Source organism: Hymenobacter cellulosilyticus (assembly GCF_022919215.1).
GTDB lineage: Bacteria > Bacteroidota > Bacteroidia > Cytophagales > Hymenobacteraceae > Hymenobacter > Hymenobacter cellulosilyticus.
On record NZ_CP095046.1, the window covers coordinates 2,591,515 to 2,611,071 of the forward strand.

18 protein-coding genes are annotated in these 19,557 nt (G+C 58.8%); 8 read left to right on the forward strand and 10 right to left on the reverse strand.

Features of this window, described 5'->3' with window-relative positions; translation table 11 throughout:
- Positions 1-16: 16 nt before the first annotated feature.
- Together MUN79_RS12720 and recR are read left to right on the forward strand one after the other, a co-directional pair.
- A complete protein-coding gene (locus MUN79_RS12720) occupies positions 17-298 on the forward strand; it encodes an ATP-dependent Clp protease adaptor ClpS (RefSeq protein ID WP_100334938.1) in 282 nt (93 codons plus the stop codon).
- Between the two features lie 91 nt (positions 299-389).
- Positions 390-998 (forward strand): recombination mediator RecR, encoded by a 609-nt coding sequence (gene recR / locus MUN79_RS12725; RefSeq protein WP_244677988.1) that lies wholly within the window; start codon positions 390-392, stop codon positions 996-998.
- An 11-nt stretch (positions 999-1,009) separates the two neighbouring features.
- Here the strand turns inward: recR and MUN79_RS12730 are convergent, their stop codons facing one another.
- From MUN79_RS12730 to MUN79_RS12750, 5 genes are all read right to left on the reverse strand, one after another.
- Positions 1,010-1,972 carry a sporulation-delaying protein SdpB family protein gene (locus tag MUN79_RS12730; protein ID WP_244677989.1) on the reverse strand — a complete coding sequence of 321 codons (963 nt, stop codon included), beginning with the start codon at positions 1,970-1,972 and terminating at the stop codon, positions 1,010-1,012.
- An 8-nt stretch (positions 1,973-1,980) separates the two neighbouring features.
- Positions 1,981-2,526, reverse strand: a complete 546-nt coding sequence (locus MUN79_RS12735) for an SdpA family antimicrobial peptide system protein (protein ID WP_244677990.1) — start codon at positions 2,524-2,526, stop codon at positions 1,981-1,983.
- 345 nt (positions 2,527-2,871) lie between these two features.
- Positions 2,872-3,663, reverse strand: a complete 792-nt coding sequence (locus MUN79_RS12740; protein ID WP_244677991.1) for a sporulation delaying protein family toxin — start codon at positions 3,661-3,663, stop codon at positions 2,872-2,874.
- Between the two features lie 118 nt (positions 3,664-3,781).
- Positions 3,782-4,579, reverse strand: a complete 798-nt coding sequence (locus MUN79_RS12745; protein WP_244677992.1) for a sporulation delaying protein family toxin — start codon at positions 4,577-4,579, stop codon at positions 3,782-3,784.
- A gap of 209 nt (positions 4,580-4,788) precedes the next feature.
- Positions 4,789-5,568 (reverse strand): sporulation delaying protein family toxin, encoded by a 780-nt coding sequence (locus MUN79_RS12750; RefSeq protein WP_244677993.1) that lies wholly within the window; start codon positions 5,566-5,568, stop codon positions 4,789-4,791.
- 199 nt (positions 5,569-5,767) lie between these two features.
- Between MUN79_RS12750 and MUN79_RS12755 the strand changes: the two genes are divergently transcribed.
- The 3 genes from MUN79_RS12755 to MUN79_RS12765 all read left to right on the forward strand — a co-directional run bounded on the left by MUN79_RS12755 (position 5,768) and on the right by MUN79_RS12765 (position 10,377).
- The gene (locus MUN79_RS12755; RefSeq protein ID WP_244678328.1) at positions 5,768-7,768 is read left to right on the forward strand and encodes a glycosyltransferase family 2 protein; all 2,001 of its coding nucleotides are present in this window, start codon (positions 5,768-5,770) and stop codon (positions 7,766-7,768) included.
- A 158-nt stretch (positions 7,769-7,926) separates the two neighbouring features.
- The gene (locus MUN79_RS12760) at positions 7,927-9,150 is read left to right on the forward strand and encodes a pyridoxal phosphate-dependent aminotransferase (RefSeq protein ID WP_244677994.1); all 1,224 of its coding nucleotides are present in this window, start codon (positions 7,927-7,929) and stop codon (positions 9,148-9,150) included.
- Positions 9,151-9,357: 207 nt separating this feature from the next.
- Complete coding sequence (locus tag MUN79_RS12765; RefSeq protein ID WP_244677995.1) at positions 9,358-10,377, forward strand: bifunctional heptose 7-phosphate kinase/heptose 1-phosphate adenyltransferase; 1,020 nt, start codon at positions 9,358-9,360, stop codon at positions 10,375-10,377.
- 192 nt (positions 10,378-10,569) lie between these two features.
- Here the strand turns inward: MUN79_RS12765 and hemE are convergent, their stop codons facing one another.
- From hemE to MUN79_RS12780, 3 genes are all read right to left on the reverse strand, one after another.
- Positions 10,570-11,619 (reverse strand): uroporphyrinogen decarboxylase, encoded by a 1,050-nt coding sequence (gene hemE / locus MUN79_RS12770; RefSeq protein ID WP_244677996.1) that lies wholly within the window; start codon positions 11,617-11,619, stop codon positions 10,570-10,572.
- Positions 11,620-11,872: 253 nt separating this feature from the next.
- The gene (locus MUN79_RS12775) at positions 11,873-12,925 is read right to left on the reverse strand and encodes a UDP-glucose--hexose-1-phosphate uridylyltransferase (protein ID WP_244677997.1); all 1,053 of its coding nucleotides are present in this window, start codon (positions 12,923-12,925) and stop codon (positions 11,873-11,875) included.
- 127 nt (positions 12,926-13,052) lie between these two features.
- Positions 13,053-13,670 (reverse strand): MarC family protein, encoded by a 618-nt coding sequence (locus MUN79_RS12780; protein ID WP_244677998.1) that lies wholly within the window; start codon positions 13,668-13,670, stop codon positions 13,053-13,055.
- A gap of 156 nt (positions 13,671-13,826) precedes the next feature.
- Here MUN79_RS12780 and purE point away from each other — a divergent pair, with 156 nt between their 5' ends.
- Both purE and MUN79_RS12790 read left to right on the forward strand, forming a co-directional pair.
- Positions 13,827-14,378 carry a 5-(carboxyamino)imidazole ribonucleotide mutase gene (gene purE / locus MUN79_RS12785; RefSeq protein ID WP_244677999.1) on the forward strand — a complete coding sequence of 184 codons (552 nt, stop codon included), beginning with the start codon at positions 13,827-13,829 and terminating at the stop codon, positions 14,376-14,378.
- 47 nt (positions 14,379-14,425) lie between these two features.
- Positions 14,426-15,592, forward strand: a complete 1,167-nt coding sequence (locus MUN79_RS12790; RefSeq protein WP_244678000.1) for an endonuclease/exonuclease/phosphatase family protein — start codon at positions 14,426-14,428, stop codon at positions 15,590-15,592.
- Here the strand turns inward: MUN79_RS12790 and MUN79_RS12795 are convergent, their stop codons facing one another.
- Complete coding sequence (locus MUN79_RS12795; RefSeq protein WP_244678001.1) at positions 15,593-16,738, reverse strand: FAD-dependent monooxygenase; 1,146 nt, start codon at positions 16,736-16,738, stop codon at positions 15,593-15,595.
- Between the two features lie 332 nt (positions 16,739-17,070).
- Between MUN79_RS12795 and MUN79_RS12800 the strand changes: the two genes are divergently transcribed.
- Complete coding sequence (locus MUN79_RS12800) at positions 17,071-17,373, forward strand: hypothetical protein (RefSeq protein ID WP_244678002.1); 303 nt, start codon at positions 17,071-17,073, stop codon at positions 17,371-17,373.
- 72 nt (positions 17,374-17,445) lie between these two features.
- Here MUN79_RS12800 and dnaK read toward each other — a convergent pair whose 3' ends face one another.
- Positions 17,446-19,380, reverse strand: a complete 1,935-nt coding sequence (gene dnaK / locus MUN79_RS12805) for a molecular chaperone DnaK (RefSeq protein WP_244678003.1) — start codon at positions 19,378-19,380, stop codon at positions 17,446-17,448.
- Positions 19,381-19,557: the final 177 nt, after the last annotated feature.

Consider the following 19,557-nt stretch of genomic DNA (forward strand, 5'->3'; position numbering starts at 1 on the left):
TCCGTACTTTTGTGCCATGACCACCAAACCACAAATCGACTACGACGAGGATGTACTCCTGCTGGAAGAAACCATTGACGTGCGCGACCTTATCGTGTACAACGATGATGTAAACACCTTCGAGCACGTCATCCGGACCCTTATCGACGTGTGCGGCCACGAGCCGGAACAAGCCGAGCAGTGCACCCTACTGATTCACCACAAAGGCCAATGCACCGTCAAGCACGGTGCCTACGAGGAGCTGGCCGACATGTGCACCGCCATCCACGACCGGGGTATTTCTGCCGACGTGCTTTGACCTTTTAGCTGTCAAAAAGTGTTGTCAGGCTAGGGAAAGTTGTTTGCTCTCCCTGGCCTGACACTATTTTTTTATCGTCCTAACCGCACGAATGGAGTTTCCTTCCAAACTAATAGAAAACGCAGTCGGTGAGCTGGCCAAGCTGCCCGGTATCGGGCGCAAAACGGCTCTGCGCCTCACCCTGCACCTGCTCAAAGCCGAAACCGAAGCCACCAGTTCGCTGGCTGAGGCCCTGGCTAAGATGCGCTTCGAAATAACCTACTGCCAAACCTGTCACAACATTTCCGACACGGAGGAGTGCAGCATCTGCGCCAACAAGCTGCGCGACCATAGCATGGTCTGCGTGGTGTCGGATATCCGCGACGTTATTGCCATTGAGAATACCGGCCAGTACAAGGGCGTGTACCACGTGCTGGGCGGCGTAATCTCGCCCATCGAGGGCATCGGCCCCTCTGATTTGCACATCGACACCCTGCTGACCCGCATTCCGGAGTCGGAAATCAAGGAAATTATCCTGGCCATCAGCCCCACGATGGAAGGCGACACCACCGCGTTTTTCCTCTCCCGCAAGCTGCGGGAGTTTCCCGACGTCCACATCAGCACCATTGCCCGCGGCATTCCGATGGGCGGGGAGCTGGAGTACGCCGACGAAATTACCCTGGGCCGCTCCATTGTGGAGCGCACCCGACAGGCCAAGTAGCGCCGCCTTTATCAGGCGGTAGCGGGTTCAAGCACCGCGTGGCGCTGCGCGAATTCATACGGAGTAGCCGGCTGTGAAATTCCGGTTCTGCGGCGGCGCAGAACCGGAATTTTTGTTTCTACCGGTATCATATACAGCACCAGGCCGCCCGCCATGGCGCAGAAAAAGCTGACCAGACCAAAGATAAGGGCAATGCCCAGGTGAAAGCCCAGCGCCAGCCAGATCAGCTTTTTGCGCTTCTGCGGGGCCATAAACAGCGACCCAAACAAGATTACCTCAAAAATCATGGTGCCCCAGGTAAGCGTCGTCACCACATAGCTGTTGGTCAGAGCCGGGCCCAGAATGCCGTGCATCCAGGCAGGATAGCCAAACAGCGGATCGTTAAAGAAATAGTACACCGCGGTGCCGTTTTTCCACTCGTCGAGCTTGTACATTTTCTCGATGCCGGCGTGGAAGTACAGCACGGCCATTTGCAGGGCAATCAGGGCCAGCATTCCGCGGCCGATAAAGTTGGCGTAGTAATTCGGGTTTGCCTGGGGCGCATTCACCCAGTGGTTTTTGCGGCCGTCGAGTAGGGTCACCGGAATCAGGAGCATGGTGATAATCGAGCCTATCTGGTCCCCGCCCTCCACGATGCTGCCCGACTGGAAAAAGCTGTAGGTCACTATCCAGTGCAGAATGCCGGTGTAGCGCGGAAACACGCCCGAAATGACCAGCAGCAGTACCACGATGCTCAGCGCGTAGGCATAGGTAAGGTTAGCGAAGCCGAACAGAAAGTAGATGTTGAAGTTTTCCAGCGACGAATCCAGGCTCATCTTGCCAAATAGCTGCTCGTCGAAGAGGATGGCCGGACTGCTCAGCACCAGCGTAATCAGCGTGCCCAGCGCAATCAGGCTGCGGCCCAGCCCGTAGACCCAGGTGAAAGGATTGACCGAGGCGTAATCGTCGAGGGCGCGTAACGTGTTCTTATACATGGCTCTGCTTAGTTGATAGTGAGTTTGAGATACTGCTCGGGGTTGGTATAGTGCTCGGGGTATTGGGCCCAGGCCCAGGGCACGATGGAGTAGCGCTTCACGATATATGTTCCCTTCTCCAATTGGTTGAACTGCTTGGTGGAGTAGGGCACCCGCACGGCCGCAATGGTATCGGAGGTAAGCAGGTCGCGCAGGGAATACGACTGGTACTTCTCCCAGTCCTTGGCCTTGACGTGGGCCATGACCCGGCTGAATTCCATACTCGTGCGCCGGCTCCGGCGCGAAAAGCCGAACAGGTTTTCCGGATCAGCATTTTTGTGGACGGCTACTTCCAGGGTTTTGTCGGGCATAATCCGGTAGAGCACGTTTTTCTCGTCGCGCGGGCTCTTGGTGAAAAAGCCCCAGCCTTCGGGCAGCAGCACGCTGAAGGCGTAGCGCTCCTGAAAAGTCGTTTCCGTGGCATTGACGCCCACGGATGCCTGCACGGCTTTCGAAACCAGGACAAACCCCAGCAGCAGTACGGTGAGGTAGAAAGAGAAACGTTTAATTTCCATAAGTAGCGGGTAATAGAGTGTGGTAGAAATAACTGCAGCAAGCCCCGTAGCGGTGGGTTTTATTTAGTGAATGGAAGATAGACGGCGGCTTGCAGGAGCTAAATTCTTTTACACAAACGCCCTGTTTATCGGGATAAACAGGGCGTTTGCTGACGTATTGCACTAAGGCGTAGTTCTGGCCAACTGCTGGTAGGAAGCGGTATAAAGCGCAGATAGCGCTAATTCAACCTGGCCTGGACTCCATAAAATACACAAGGAGCCTTCGTCAGAATGGCTCCTTGTAGCAAATGATAAGATGGGTCAACAGAATAGCCTGCCTCAGCCGGCCAAATAAGCAGCCAGTGTTTATTGTAGGAAGGCAATATCCCGGACCAGTTTTTCCTTCTCCAGATCAGCCCGCTTCTGCATTACTGTCGATACCTGCGCACTTATTCCCTCTTGTTCATTGCCCAGAATAATCCATGGGTACATATCAAAGTACCATAACAGCGCATAGGTGATAACTACACCACCATTATCAATTATAAGCAGCTCATCTTCGGCTGCAACCGAACTTTCCGTCCCCGTGCCGCCGCCAATTGCTTTCGAATCATGGAGGAACTGCTCAAAATCGGCCTGTTTAGCGAAGTCATACTTTGCAAAGTCGATTTGCTTGAGTGCCTCGCTGCGCTGCTGCTGCTGTTTGGCCAGCCGCGTAGCAGATACCACCTGCTGCAGAGCCGTATGCTGTAAGGCGGCACCTTTGCGCAGACTTTGCTCGATTTGGCTGAAATTTCGCGAGACGACGGCTTGGCGTAGCTCCGCAAAGTACCCTGGGTCCAGGCTGCGAACCGCTGCGAGCAGACGGGCAGTCATGGCTTGGCGTTTTTGTAGCTGAGCGGGACGCTGCTTATCGTTGTTGGCCAACGCTGTGCGGGTGGCCTGAAAAGACGGAATATGGGTCGCTACGTCGCCCTGCATCAGGAAAATGCCCTGGAACAACTCCTCGCCGCTGTAGGCGGCCGCGCTGGCGGAGTGGTGCTCAATGGGAGCGGAGGGCTGCACCTGGTCTTTGCTGCAGCTCATCATCAGGGAGGTGCCCACGGCCAATAAGCTCAAGGCCTTAACAGAAGTCGATTTGCGGAGATAAGCGAACATAGAATAAAGAATAAGGCGTAGGGTATAAGGCTATATAATGTAAAGTGCTGCTGCAAAACGGTGGAGGCCTCCTGTGCGTGGCGAGGAGGCCTCCATTGTTTTTTCGGTACCTAGAAGCCTAGTTCAGGCTCAAGGCAATTTCCTTGATGAACTGCTCTTTTTCCAGGCTGCCCTGTCCATCGGCCGCGTCGGTGCCGGCGGGGCGCCACAGCAGAGCGGCGGCGTACACGGCCACCGTGGCTACCACGGCTACGTTCACCACGGCTACGGCTTCCCAGGCCACGGCGGCTACGACGGCGGCCACGGCCAGCGCTACGCACATCTCCAGCTCCTGCTGCTGCACCGAAGCTTCGTCACCGCCCGCCTCGGCTACTTTCAGCTTGACATCCTGCATGAACTGGGTGACGTCGCTTTCCTTTTTGAAGTCGTACTTGGTCATGTCCATGGAGTCGATTACGGCCTTGCGCTGCTGGAAGGCACTGGACGACAGGGCCCCGGCCGTGGCGGCCTGAATCAGCATGCCGCCTTTGCGCATCGTGCCGTCAATTTTGGCGAAGTCCTGCGAGGCCACGGCGCCCTTCAGCTCGTTGAAGTAGTTGGGGTCGAGCTTGCGCACCAGCTCAATCAGGTAATCGTTGCCCTTCTGGCGCTTCTGGGCGTAGGTCGGGTCGTTCTTCGCGGCTTTGTCCATGGCCAGGCGGAACGAGTCGAGGGTGTGCAGCTTCTTGGCAATTTCACCTTCCATCAGAAAGATGCCGCGAAACAGGGTCTCGCCCGAAACATCGGCCTTGGCGGTGGAGGCTAGCGGAGCGGGGGCCCGCAGTTCGTCCTTGGCGCAGCTTACTGCCAGGAAAGAGGTGAGGCCCAGCATCATGGCCGACTTAGTGAATTTCGAGTTGCGGATGGAGTTAATCATAACAATAGAGGTTAAAAAGGTAGAATAATGAAAAAGTTAAAAAGATGTTAGTTGATAATTGTCTGCTGGTTTACAGATAGTTAATTGTGTTTTCAGCAGCCGGTGTGGCCCGCTGGCGCCTACTAGATAAGGTAAGTGTAGGCGTATCGATAAAGCCGATAAGTAGTACAGCAGCGCAGGGCTGGCTAGGCGAAAGCAAGCGGCCCTGCTTAGTTGAGCTTGTAGGAAAGCTCCTTGATGAGCAGTTCTACTTCGAGCTGGCTGGCACCCGATTGGTCGGCCAGCTGCTCAAACCAGGCGTGCACGCTCTCGGCAATGAAGACCGAGGTGTACTGGTAGGCAAACACGTCGGTTTGCTGGTACACGAAGGCGTATTCTACCTCGTCCTGAATGGGCTGGCTCGACTCGTAGCCTGCGTCGGCCAGGGCCTGCTTGGAGTCCTGCACGAAGCGCTTGAGGTCCTGCTCCTTTTTGAAGTCGTACTCGGCCATGTTCAGCGACTGAATCACCTGCCGGCGCTGCAGGAAGGCCTGCTTGTCTTCGGGCGTATTCAGGGAAGACAGGGCAGCGGCTTCGTTCAGGGCCGTACCCTTGCGGATAGCGCCCTTGATACGCTCAAAGTTCTGGGAGGCAATGGCCAGCTTGAGCTCCATGAAGTAAGTGGGGTAGATGCTGCGCACGCCTCTCACCAGGGCGTCCACGGTTTGGGCCCGCTTCACCAGCACCTCGGGGTGCTGAACGCCGGCCTTGCGGATGGTGGCCCGGTAGGCGTCGAAGGAGGGAATCTGCTCGGCTACCCGGCCCTCGAAGAAGAAGATTCCCCGGAACAGCTCTTCGCCCGAGTAGTCAGCCCTTTCCTGCTGGGATTTGGAGGTGGGTGCGTCGGGCGCAATTACGTCATTGGGGGAGCAGCTCGGGGCTAAAAAGCTGACTGCGGTTGCCAGACCCAGAGTTCTGAGCGAGGATAGCGAATACACTGGTGGTGCCATGCTAAATAAAAATGAGGATAGAATAAGAAGATAAAGTCCGTTAGTGCCGGGTTCGATAGCAAGGGTACGGCACCTGTAGCACACGACCATACTTATGGGATAAACTCCGGGATTGTCGGGACCAAAGGGCCGCCAAGCCGGGATACAAGGTTAAGTGCGTAACTTTCGCCGCCTAAATCTGCCGCCCCTTTTGCGCCCCGTGAAGCTGTCCATCGTTATTGTTAATTACAACGTCTGCTATTTTCTGGAGCAGGCCCTGTTGTCGGTGCGGCGGGCGGTGGAAAAACTCGGGGCCCCGGCCGAGGTCTTCGTCGTCGACAACAACTCCGTCGACGGCTCGGTGGCCATGGTGCGGGCCCGGTTTCCGGAAGTCATTCTGATTGAGAACAAGGACAATCCGGGCTTCAGCAAGGCCAACAACCAGGCCATGCGCGTAGCAAAGGGCGAGTACATCCTGCTGCTCAACCCCGACACGGTGGTGGAGGAAGACACCTTCCGGGCCTGCTGCGACTTCATGGACGCCCACCCCGATGGCGGCGGACTGGGCGTGAAGATGCTCGACGGGCAGGGCAAGTTTCTGCCCGAAAGCAAGCGGGGCCTGCCCACGCCGGCCGTGGCCTTCTACAAGATTTTCGGGCTGGCCAGCCTGTTTCCCAAGTCGCGCACCTTCGGGCGCTACCACTTAGGATTCCTCGATAAAGACCAGGCCCACGAAATTGAAGTGCTCAGCGGGGCCTTTATGCTCATGCGCCGCACCGCCCTCGACCAGGTAGGCCTGCTCGACGAGGACTACTTCATGTACGGCGAGGACATTGACCTCTCGTACCGCCTGACCCAGGGCGGCTGGAAAAACTACTATTTTCCCGGCACCCGCATCATTCACTACAAGGGCGAGAGCACCAAGCGGACCAGCGTCAATTACGTGTTCGTGTTTTACCGGGCCATGGTGATTTTTGCCCGCAAGCACTTCGCCCCCGAGCGTGCCGGCACGTTTTCCCTGCTCATTAACCTGGCCATCTGGCTCCGGGCGGGCCTGGCCGTGGGGCAGCGCCTGCTGCTGCGAGTGGCCCCGGTGCTGCTCGATGCCGGTCTGATTTACGCAGGCATGTACTTTCTGAAATCCTACTGGGAGCAGAACCACAAGTACGTGCGCACCGACTACCCGCCGGAGTTTATGCTGGTGGCCGTGCCGGCGTATATCGTGGTGTGGCTTACCTCGGCCTTTTTCAGCGGGGCCTACGACCAGCCCACCAAAACCGGCCGCATCGTGCGGGGTATTTTCGTGGGCACGGTCCTGATTTCGGCTTTTTCCAACTTCCTCGACGCCTACCGCTTTTCCAAGGCCCTAATTATTCTGGGCGGAGTGTGGAGCATTGCGGCCCTGGTGGGCCGGCGGCTGGCTTTGCACTTCTACCGCTACCGCGACCTGCGCCTGAACGAGCGGCGCCAGAAAAACGTGGCCATCGTGGGCTCGGCTCAGGAAAGCCGCCGGGTGCGCCGCCTGCTGGAAACGGCCGCCGTGCAGGCCCGCATCATCGGCTACGTGACGCCCAACGCTGAAGCGGAAGCTCACAGCTCACCTTCTCAGCAGTTCACCACCTCCTCGCCGGACGACGCGCTGGGCGAAGTGCGGCAACTCGACGATATTATCCGCATCTACGCCCTGGATGAGCTCATTTTCTGCGGCAAGGACTTGTCGGCCAGCCAGATTATTGCCCTGATGGTAACCCTGCCCCAGGACCCACCGGTGGCCTACAAAATCTTGCCCGAAGACAGCCAGTACATCATCGGCAGCTCCTCGAAAGACTCGCCCGGCGACTACTACGCCCTGGACATTGCCCTGAATCTCTACCAGCCCCAGCAGGCCCGCAATAAGCGCATCTTCGACGTGCTGGTCGCGCTGCTGCTGCTGGTCACGGCCCCGCTGCTGATTTGGGTACAAAAAGAGAAAACCGGGTTTTTGCGCAACTGCCTGCGTGTGCTCACCGGGGGCAGCACCTGGGTAGGACTGCGGCAGGCGGAGGGCCCGCGCCGTATGGCCCGCGCCGTGCTTTCGCCCGCCGATGCCGCTCACGCCGTCGCGGCCCTGCCCGAAGCCACCCGCCGCCGTCTGGAGCTGCTCTACGCCAAAGACTATGAGCCTTCCATGGACGTGAGCATTATGCTGCGCTGTCTGCGGGAGCTGGGCCGGCAGGAGTAAGGGCTTTGCTCACTCCTCAAGGCTGAAACACTTTTAGCTGAAACAGTTCAAAATGTTTCAGCTAAAAGTGTTTCAGCTTTCCCAAATCGAAGCTATTGTCTGACCCAACTCCGGGGTAAATCGTACTTTTGCAGCCTCCCACCCCCAACCTGTTTTGTATGTCTGTTACTACCGCCGTGCCTACTACTTCCATTTTGTCGGAGCGCATCAGTGCCCTGCAGGAGTCCCAAACCATTGCCATGGCCAAAAAAGCCCGGGAGCTGATGGCCCAGGGCATCGACGTGATTAATCTGAGCTTCGGCGAGCCGGATTTTGCTACGCCGGAATACATCCGCGAGGCCGCCAAAAAGGCCATGGACGAAGGCTACACCAAGTATATGCCCGTGCCCGGCTACGTGGATTTGCGCACTGCCATTGCCGACAAGCTCAAGCGCGAAAACAACCTCGACTACCAGTGTGAGAACATCGTGGTGAGCACCGGCGCCAAGCAGGCTCTGGCCAATGCCGTGCTAAGTCTGGTAGACCCCGGCGACGAGGTCATCGTATTTGCGCCCTACTGGGTAAGCTACGAGGAAATGGTACGCCTGGCCGAGGGCGTGAGCGTGACCTTGCTGGGTACCCTGGAAAACGACTATAAAGTGACGGCCGAGCAGCTGGAAGCGGCCATTACGCCCCGCACCAAGCTCATTATGTACTCCTCGCCCTGCAACCCCACGGGCTCGGTGTTTTCGCGCGAGGAGCTGGGCCGGATTGCCGAGGTAGTGGCCCGCCACCCCCGCATTCACGTCATTGCCGACGAAATTTACGAGTACATCAACTTCGTGGGCGAGCATGCCAGCCTGGCCCAGTTTGAAGAAGTAAAAGACCGGGTTATTACCGTCAACGGCTTCTCGAAGGGCTACGCCATGACGGGCTGGCGCGTGGGCTACCTGGCTGCTACCAAGCAAATTGCCGCCGCCTGCGAGAAAATGCAGAGCCAGATTACCTCCGGCACCTGCTCGGTGGCTCAGCGCGCGGCCCTGGCTGCCCTGGAAGGAGGCCGCACCTCGGCCGATGAAATGGTGGCCGCCTACCGCCGCCGCCGCGACTTGGTGCTGGAGCAGGTAAAAGACATTTCGGGCTTCAAAACGCCCACGCCCAGCGGGGCCTTCTACATCTTCCCCGACGTGAGTGCCTACTTCGGCCGCACCGCTCCGGATGGCTCGGTTATCAACACGGCTACGGATCTGGCGCTGTACATGCTCAGCGACGCCCACGTGGCCGCCGTGACCGGCGAAGCGTTCGGAGCCCCCAACTGCATCCGCTTCAGCACCGCCGCCGCCGACGAAAAGCTGCAGGAGGCCTTCCGCCGCATCAAAGTAAGCCTGGACAAGCTGGCGTAGCTCATCCTGAATTATTTTTTGGTCCTGTCATCCTGAACGCAGTGAAGGACCTTGTCACGCTGGAACGAGTCGTTGTTACGAATGTCGTTCTACTGTGATAAGGTCCTTCACTGCGTTCAGGATGACAGGACCAGGCTACTTCTACGCTTGCTGCACCCCAATCCGCCGCGCCTGTTTACCTTTGCGGCTTCCCTTTGAACTGCTCTGATGTCGACTGCCGCTTCGCTTGCTACTTTGCCCGCCGTATTTGATGCCTTCAACCGCCTGACCGTGCTCATCGTGGGCGACGTAATGATGGATGCCTACGTTTGGGGCAAGGCCAGCCGCCTATCGCCCGAGGCGCCGGTGCCGGTGGTCAACGTGAGCCGGACCGAGCAGCGCCTGGGCGGAGCCGCCAACGTAGCCCTGAATGTGCAGGCCCTGGGCGCCACCCCGCTGCTGTGCGCCGTCATCGGTGAAGACACCGGCGGCGACCAGCTGCTGGACCTGCTGCGCGACAAAGACCTCTCGGCCGAGGGCATCGTGCGCAGCTCGTTTCGGCCTACCACCGTGAAGCAGCGCATTCTGGCCGCCGGGCAGCACCTGCTCCGCATCGACTCGGAAGTGGAAACCGACCTGAACGTGCCGGAAGCCCAGCAGCTGCAGGCCCGCTACGAAGCCCTGATTGACCGCGCCGACGTGGTTATCTTCGAAGACTACGACAAGGGCGTGCTCAACAGTGGCAGCATTGCCCACTACATTGCGTTGGCCCGGCAGAAAGGCATTCCCACCGTCGTCGACCCCAAGAAGAAGAACTTTCTGGCCTACCAGCACTGCACGCTGTTCAAGCCCAATCTGAAAGAGCTGCGCGAAGGGCTGAAGCTCGAATTCGGCGACACCGACGCCGACCGGCCTCAGTTTGAAGCCGCCGTAGAGCGCCTGCGCGAACTGCTCAAGCCCGAAATCGTGCTGGTCACCCTCTCCGAGCGGGGTGTGTTCAGCGAGTCCGAGGCCAGTGGCCGCAGCTACATACCGGCCCACCTGCGCATGATTTCCGACGTATCCGGCGCCGGCGACACGGTTATCAGCATTGCCGCCCTCTGCGTGGCCCTGGGGCTGGAGCCGCCTGTGACGGCCGCCCTGGCCAACCTCGGTGGTGGCCTGGTCTGCGAGCAGGTTGGCGTGGTACCGATTGAAAAGCAGCGGCTATTGGAAGAAGCCTTGGCGGCTAATGTTCTGATGGGCTAATGTTTCCCGTGTCATTGCGAGGCGCTAGCCGAAGCAATCCGTCCTCTGAAATGTGCGGAGTGTTCTAAAGTGAAAAGCCCTGACGTTGCGCTAACGTCAGGGCTTTCTGGTAAAAGGAAGTTTATCACCAGCAGAGGACGGATTGCTTCGTTCCTCGCAATGACAAAACCGGCCTCCTTGTAATAGACGGTGCTAAATAGCGCCTTCGCGGGCCAAGGTGCTGAACTCCTTGACGGTGTTGATGAACACGCGCACGTTGTCGGGGTCGGTGTCGGGGTAGACGCCGTGGCCCAGGTTGGCAATGTGACGCTGTGGACCGAAGCGGCGCAGCATCTCGATGGTAGCCGTTTGAACCTGCTCCCGGCTGCCGTAAAGGGCGCAGGGGTCGAGGTTGCCCTGCAGGGTTTTCTCGTGGCCGATGGCGGCGCGCACCAGGCGCGGGTCCTCGTTCCAATCAAGGCCGATGGTGCGGCAGTTGAAGTGGGCAAAGTCCTGCACGGCAAACCAAGCGCCTTTGGCAAACACCGTGACGGGCACACCGGCGGGCATGGCGTCGCAGATGGCGGCAATGTAGCGGGCCGAGAACTGCTGGTAATGGTCGGGGGGCAGGATGCCGGCCCAGGAGTCGAACACCTGCACGATGTTGGCGCCGGCTTCAATCTGGGCCTGCAGGTAGGTAATGGTCGTGCGCGTGATTTTATCCAGCAGCTCGTGGGCCAGCTCCGGGTTGGTGTAGAGCATGCGCCGGGCCTTGGAGAAGGTCTTGGAGCCGTGACCTTCCACCATGTAGGCCAGAATCGTCCAGGGCGCGCCGGCAAAGCCGATGAGGGGTACCCGGCCGCCCAGGGCGCGCTTGGTCACGCGAATGGCTTCGAGCACGTAGCCCAGGTGCTCCTCGGGGTCGGCCACGCGCATGCGGGCCACGTCCTGGGCCGTTTTGATGGTTTCGGGAAACAGCGGGCCGCGGGCTTCCACCATTTCGTAGGTCAGGCCCATGGCCTCGGGCACCACCAGAATGTCGGAGAAGATGATGGCCGCGTCCACGTCGAGGGCGTCGACGGGCTGAATGGTTACTTCCGCCGCCAGCTCCGGCGTCTCGACCAGCTCCTTAAAGCCGCTCAGGCGGCCGCGCAGGGCACGGTATTCGGGCAGAATTCGGCCCGCCTGGCGCATGAGCCACACGGGAGTACGTTCGGTTTCTTCGCCACGGGCGGCGCGGAGCAGGAGGTCGTTCTTGAGCATAGAAAAAGGCAGGGATGCCGGAAATCGGCCGCAAGTTACGGCCTGCCGCTCAGCAATGCTTGCGCGGAGGATTTATTTCGGCTGTTATTGCGAGGCGCTAGCCGAAGCCATCCGTCCTCTGAAATGTGCCAAGTGTTCTAAATTGAAAAGCCCTGACGTTGCGCTAACGTCAGGGCTTTCTGGTAAAAGGAAGTTTATCACCAGCAGAGGACGGATTGCTTCGCGCTGCTCGCAATGACGAAACGTGCCGCCTCTACTGCGCGGCCTGCTTATAATGCACCGTGGGCAGGCTGCGCAGGCGCTCAGCGGCCCACTCGGGGGTGATGTCGCGCTGAGGATTGGCCAGCATTTCGTAGCCCACCATAAACTTGCGCACCGTGGCCGAGCGCAGCAGGGGCGGGTAGAAGTGCATGTGCAGGTGCCAGCTTTCGTGCTGCTGCCCATCGGTGGGGCGCTGGTGCAGGCCGGCCGAATAGGGGAAGGAAATCTGGAACAGGTTGTCGTAGCGGATGGTCAGGTCGCGCAGGGCTTCGGCAAAGCTGTCCTTTTCGGCATCGGTCAACTGCTCAATGGACGTGACGTGGCGGCGGGGCAGGAGCATGGTTTCGAAGGGCCACACCGCCCAGAACGGCACCAGGGTCACGAAATGCTCATTCTGGTATACTACCCGGGTTTGCTCTTTGAGCTCCAGCTCTACGTAGTCGAGCAGCAGGCTGCGGCTGTGCTCCTGAAAATAGGCGGCCTGCTGTACGGTTTCCTTGGCCGGGTCGGCGGGCACGGTACGCTGGGCCCAGATCTGCCCGTGCGGGTGGGGATTCGAGCAGCCCATCATAAAGCCCTTGTTCTCGAAAATCTGCACGTAGTTGATGTCCGGCCGGGCGCCCAGTTCCTGGTACTGCTCCACCCACACGTCCACCACCCGGCGAATAGCGGCCGGCTCCATTTCGGGCAAGGTCAAATCGTGGCGGGGCGAAAAGCAGATAACCCGGGCCACGCCCGATTCGGCTTCGGCCCGCAGCAGGCCGCCCACATTCAGGTTGCCCTGGGGCACATCAGCTTGCAGGGCGGCAAAGTCGTTGTCGAATACGAAGGTGCTGTCGTAACTAGGGTTCACGATGCCGCCCGCCCGGGTATTGCCGGGGCAGAGGTAGCAGGTCGGGTCGTAAGCGGGGCGGGTTTCGGCTTCGGGCTCTTCCTGCTGGCCCTGCCAGGGCCGTTTGGAGCGGTGGGGCGACACCAGGATCCATTCGCCGGTCAGCGGGTTGAAGCGGCGGTGCGAGTGTTCGGTCGTATCAAAAGCAGCCATAGCGGGAGGGAAGGTGGAAAGTCGGCTTACGCAGAAAATAGCGTAGCGGTACTACGGGCAGAGTTCGGGTTTTGGCCATTGCCAGGCGGCCGTGCAGCCGAAAGCTGTTCTTGGCCAGCGTGGTTGGCTACTCCTGAAACAAGGCCTTGATGGCGGTGGCCAGGAAGTTGACGCCGATGGCCAGGGTCAGAAAGCCCATGATGCGGGCCAGGGCCGCCATGCCGGGCCGGCCCAGAAACCGCGTCAGGCGCAAGGACGACATCAGGATGACATACGCCGCCAGGGCCACCAGCACGAAGCCGAAGAAGATCAGGCCCATGTCGAGGTAGGTCAGCTTTTCGGTAAACAAGCCAATGCACACGGCCATAGAGCCGGGGCCCGACAGCATGGGCATGGCCAGCGGAGTAAAGGAAATATCCTCCTTGTGCATACTCTCTTCCAGTGTGGCCTCCGAAACCTTAGCCCGGTTGCCACCCGGCGTGAGCAAATCGAAGGCCGAGCGCATCAGCAGAATGCCGCCGGCAATGCGCAGGTGGTGAATGTTGATGCCAAAGAAGTTAAGCACGTATTGCCCCGCAAAAAACGACACCGACAGCACGCCCACCATATACATACAGGCCCGCAGCCCGATCTGGGCGCGGTGGCTGGGCGTGTCTTCCTCGGTCAGGGTCAGGAAGACGGGCATCGCCCCGAAGGGGTTTACAACCGAAAACAGCGTGGTGAAGGTGGCAAGTAGGATTTCCATGTACCGGAGCGGGGAGTTGGAAGGCGGGTAAAGGTACGAGGGATTGAATATCAGCAAAGAGCTTAAAGTGGTATGTTTGGAAAGTCAACCATGGCGTTACTGTCGCGTACAAGCGCTTATACGGCCAGTGGCCCGCCTTTTTTTCTTCCTATTTACATGACAACTGCATCTCCCGCAGCCACTCCCGCCGAAGACTACCGTGATACTCCGCTGGTGGGTATCGTTATGGGCAGCCAGTCCGACCTGAAAATCATGTCCGCGGCGGCCGAAGTGCTGCGGCAGTTCGGGGTGCCCCACGAAATGACCCTGGTATCACCCCACCGCACGCCCTACCGTCTCATTGAATACGGTGAAACGGCCCGTAAGCGCGGTATGCGGGTCATTATTGCCGGTGGAGGCGGGGCCGCCCACTTGCCCGGTATGCTAGCCTCCTTTACTACACTGCCTGTAATCGGGGTGCCCATCAACTCTGTCACTTCCCTGCACGGCATCGATTCGGTGCTTTCTATGCTGCAGATGCCGGCCGGGGTGCCCGTGGCTACGGTTGCCATTGATGGCGCGGCTAACGCCGCCGTATTGGCCACGCAGATGCTGGCCCTGAGCAACGCGCGGCTGGCCGATGTATTGGAAAAGTACCGTACTGCGCTCAAAGACAAAGTGATGCGCACGATTGAGGAGCTGCGCAAAGGTGGCTTCAACGACGAATAGGCACTACTGTTGCTTCTGCCTTCCTTCCCACCCAACCCCACACGTAAGTGCCTGACCTCGACGCTCCCCTCTGGATTTTGCTGGCCCACGGGCTGACGCTGCTACTGGCAGTAGCGGCGCTGGTGGCCACGTTCTTGCCACTGCTGCGCGAAACTGCCTGGTGGATCCGCATCTTCGACTTTCCCCGCCTCCAGATTGTGGCCGTTACCCTCCTCACCATTGTGGGCGCCCTGCTGCTGGGCTGGCACCAACTGGATGGCTACTGGGGCCTGGGCCTGCTGGCCGGTCTGGGTACGGCGGTGGTATATCAGTCCATCCGTATTGTGCCCTACACGCCGGTGGCCAGCAAGCAGATTGCCGACAGCACCCGGCCCGATGGCTCCCGTCATTTGAGCCTAGCGGTGATGAATGTGCTGCAATACAACAAGCAAGGCGCCCGCGCCCTGGCCGTACTGCAGGAAATCGACCCCGACCTGATTATGGCCGTCGAAACCGACCAGTGGTGGTACGAGCAGCTTAAGCCGCTGGAAGCCACCCACCCCTACACCTGCCACGAGCCCCTGGACAACACCTACGGCCTGCTGTTTTTCTCGCGCCTACCCCTGGATGGCTGCGAGGTGAAATACCTGCTCGACGATGACGTACCCTCCCTGCACGGCCGGGTGCAGCTGCCCGACGGCAAAACCTGGGTCCGGATTTATGGCCTGCACCCCAAGCCCCCGGCGCCGGCCGAATCAAAGACCAGCACCAAGCGCGACGCTGAGCTGCTACTGGTAGGCAAGGAAATTGACCGTAAGGATGAGCCCACCATCGTGTTCGGCGACATGAACGACGTGGCCTGGTCCCACACCTCTGAGCTGTTCCGGCGCATCAGCGGCCTGCTCGACCCACGCGTGGGCCGCGGCCTGCTGCCTACTTTTCACGCCGAGTACTCTTTGCTGCGCTGGCCGCTGGACCATGTATTCGTGTCGCCCGACTTTAAGGTAGATGATATTCAGCGCCTGCCGTACGTGGGCTCCGACCATTTTCCCATCTACCTCAAACTCAGCTACGAGCCCCAGGATAAGGCTCTGCAGGAAGAAAACTGTGAGCAGGCCGACATAGAAGATTTCCAGGAAGCCGAGCAGAAAATCCAGGAGGGTTTTGAGGAAGAAGACGAGGAGGAAGACGAAGAAAAAACTTCCCCGGCTCCGCGTAAGGAACTGACTACCTGATTAACTCTCGTAGAGCCACGCCATTTGCCGCCGGCCCACGGCCTGGGGTAGGCTACGCATGGCTAAGTTGCGCAGCCCAATCAGCCCCGGATTCTCTAGCTGCGCCACCTGTCCCAATTGCCACGAGGTAGTTACGATGCGGGTGACGCGGGGCAGACGCCGCCGCTCAAAGGCTTGGAATGCTGTTTCCAGGCTAGCATCGGCCGCTACGCATTCGGCCAGCACGGCTGCATCTTCCACGGCCTGCCCCGCTCCCTGGCCCAGGTTGGGCGTAGTCGCGTGGCCCGCGTCGCCGAGCAGCAGGACCCGCCCGTAAGCCAGCCGCTTCAGGGGCTTTAAGTCCAGAATGTCATTCCAGAGCAGCTGTTCGGGCCGGGTGAGCTGCAGCAAGGCCGGAACAGGGGCCGGGAAGTTCTGGAAAGTCTGCTGCAAATCCGGCACTTCATACGCCTGGAAGCGCGGGTTCTGGGGCTGGGCGCTATTGAGACAAGCAAACCAGTACGCCCGGCCCTGGCTTACGGGAACGTAGCCAAAGCGCCGCCCTTTGCTACCCCAGATTTCAACGGTCTGGCCTTCGGGCAATTTCAGCGCAGCGGCTTCCACCACGGCCCGCCAGCAGGTATAGCCCGCATACCGCGGCTGGCTTTGGGGCAGGAGCTGCTGCCGGACGCGGGAGCGGAGGCCGTCGGCGCCAATCAGGGCGGTGGCCGTAGCCGTGGTGCCATCGGCAAACTGCGCCGTGATGCCCGTCGGCGTTTCCTGAAAGCTGGCCAGCCGCGAATTAAGCCGCAAGACTCCGGTCGGCAGACTGGCTAGTAATACCTGTTGCAGCACTGCCCGGTGAATCCCAACGTTGGCAAATCCGACTTTACGGCTGAAATACTCCGGGTCAACGGCTTGCAGTACGCTGCCATTCTGGGCGCAGACGGAGAGGCGGGTAATGGCTGTACCCTGGGCCAGAACGGCTTCGTGCAGGCCCAGCCCGGCCAAGGCCCGCATGGCATTGGCCCCCAATACCACGCCTGCACCTACTTCCCGCAGCTCAGCAGCCGCTTCGTGGACCTGCACGGTATGGCCCTGTTGGAGAAGGGCATGGGCGGTAGCCAAACCGCCTATGCCCGCACCGATGATGAGAAACGACTCCATAAGTCAGGTGATGTGGTCCTGGAAAATTATATTGGTTGAAATCAATATAGTATTTCGAAAAAACAGCAATAAGGCTGGTTCACCGGCTAAGGGTATTTGTTTACCCGGACAAAAGTGGGGTTTGTTTTTTATATGTATCAATTTTAACCAGCTTCGCGTATTAGTTAAGTGCAGATTGGTTGCCTTTCTGCTGCCCGCTTACACGTAGTTGCATTATGTCAGAACAGACGAGCCCTAGGCTCTACTTTGAAAACCCGGTTGGCCGCCTCCTCGAACACCCCGACGGCTATGCTATTGTTGCCTATAACTCTGGTAAGCGCAAGCTAAGTGACATGCAGGCCTTTCTAACCCACGCTAGCCAACTACTGCGGGTGCGGGGCTGGCGCAAGATGCTCGGCGACCAGCATCAAATGTCGCCTTTCACGGAGGAAGAGCGGGCCTGGATTCAGAATTTTTGGGTCAATAGTACGGCCCAAGGCCATTCAATTTACGGAGCAGTAATACTGCCCCGCGACGTCTTTGCCCGCTTGTCCGTCAACCTGGTTATGGGTGAGGCCCAGGAGTCGGCTCTCACGTACCGGCTGTTCGACAACGAGATAGAGGCGAAAGTGTGGCTGACCCAGCTTAAAATATGACAAGACCCTAACGCAAAACAAAAAGGCCGGAAGCAGATGCTTCCGGCCTTTTTTATGCACTCAGGTCAACAATTACTTGTTGCCTTCTACTTCTTCGTAGTCCACGTCGGTTACGTTGTCGTGGGGCTGGCCTTGCTGGCCGTTACCGCCCTGGGCCGCGCCGTCGCCGCCAGGGTAGCCCTGGGGCTGGCCTTCGCCACCCTGAGCGTACATTTCCTGCGAAGCGGCCTGCCAGGCGGCGTTGATAGCCTCCATAGCGGTATCAATCTGGCCGAGGTCTTTGCTCTCGTGGGCCTTTTTGAGGTCCGCCAGAGCATTTTCAACGGCCGTCTTGTTGCCGGCGCTCAGCTTGTCGCCGTACTCTTTCAGCTGCTTCTCGGTCTGGAAGATCATCGAGTCAGCCTGGTTGACTTTCTCAATGCGCTCCTTTTCCTGCTTGTCGGCTTCTTCGTTGGCTTTGGCCTCGTTGCGCATCCGCTCGATGTCCGCATCCGACAAGCCGGAGGAAGCCTCAATGCGGATTTTCTGCTCTTTACCGGTGCCTTTGTCTTTAGCCGATACGTGCAGGATACCATTGGCGTCGATGTCGAAGGTTACCTCGATCTGGGGAACGCCGCGGGGTGCTGGCGGAATGTCGGAGAGGTGGAAGCGGCCGATGGTACGGTTCTGCGAAGCCAGCGGACGCTCGCCCTGCAGCACGTGAATTTCTACCGAAGGCTGGTTGTCGGAAGCTGTCGAGAAAGTTTCCGATTTCTTGGTCGGAATCGTCGTGTTGCTTTCGATCAGCTTGGTCATTACGCCGCCCATGGTCTCGATGCCCAGGCTCAGCGGGGTTACGTCTAGCAGCAGTACGTCTTTTACTTCGCCGGTCAGTACACCACCCTGGATAGCAGCGCCGATGGCTACTACTTCGTCGGGGTTAACCCCTTTCGAAGGCTTCTTGCCGAAGAACTTCTCTACTTCCTCCTGGATGCGGGGAATACGGGTCGAACCACCTACCAGGATTACCTCGTTGATGTCCGACGTGCTCAGGCCAGCATCTTGCAGGGCCTTTTTCACGGGCTCCATCGAGCGGCGCACCAGCGAATCGGCGAGCTGCTCAAACTTGGCGCGGCTCAGCTTTACCACCAAGTGCTTGGGGCCCGAAGCGGTAGCCGTTACGTAGGGCAGGTTGATTTCGGTCTCCGAAGAGCTCGACAGCTCCACCTTGGCTTTCTCAGCAGCTTCTTTCAGGCGCTGCAGAGCCATGGGGTCTTTGCGCAGGTCGAGGCCTTCATTTTCGCTGGCGAAGGTTTCCGCCAGGAAGTTGATGATAACCTGGTCGAAGTCGTCGCCGCCGAGGTGGGTGTCACCGTTGGTGCTCAGAACTTCGAATACGCCGTCGCCGAGTTCCAGAATCGAGATGTCGAAGGTACCACCACCGAGGTCGTAGACGGCAATCTTCTGGTCAGTATGCTTTTTGTCGAGGCCGTAGGCCAGGGCAGCGGCCGTGGGCTCGTTGATGATGCGCTTCACGTCGAGGCCGGCAATGGCACCGGCTTCTTTAGTAGCCTGGCGCTGGGCATCGTTGAAGTAAGCCGGAACCGTAATAACGGCCTCGGTTACGGTGGTGCCCAGATACTCTTCAGCCGTTTGCTTCATTTTCTGAAGCACCATGGCCGAAATTTCCTGGGGCGTGTACTGCCGGTCACCGATTTTGACGGCTACCGTGTTGTTAGAGCCCTTCTCCAGCTGATACGACACGTGCTTCGACTCTTCGGTTACTTCCGAGAAGCCGCGGCCCATAAAGCGCTTAATCGACTGAATCGTGTTCTGGGGATTGGTAATGGCTTGACGCTTGGCCGGATCACCGACTTTCCGCTCGCCCTTACCGTTGTCGAGGAACGCCACAATCGACGGAGTCGTGCGGCGGCCTTCGCTATTTGGAATCACCACCGGCTCGTTGCCTTCCATAACGGACACGCACGAGTTGGTGGTGCCGAGGTCAATACCGATTATTTTTCCCATTTTATTGGTTGTATTTTATGTGTTGGATGTGTCTGCTTCAGGTTGCGAATCACTCGCGCCGGACTACTGACAAGCAGCGTACCAGCCCTGAAAACGGGGTTTTCCTGTGACACATTGTCATTTTAACCGGCCCCCAAGGCAGGTTTCCCGACGGACTGACTTTTACGAAGAAAGTCG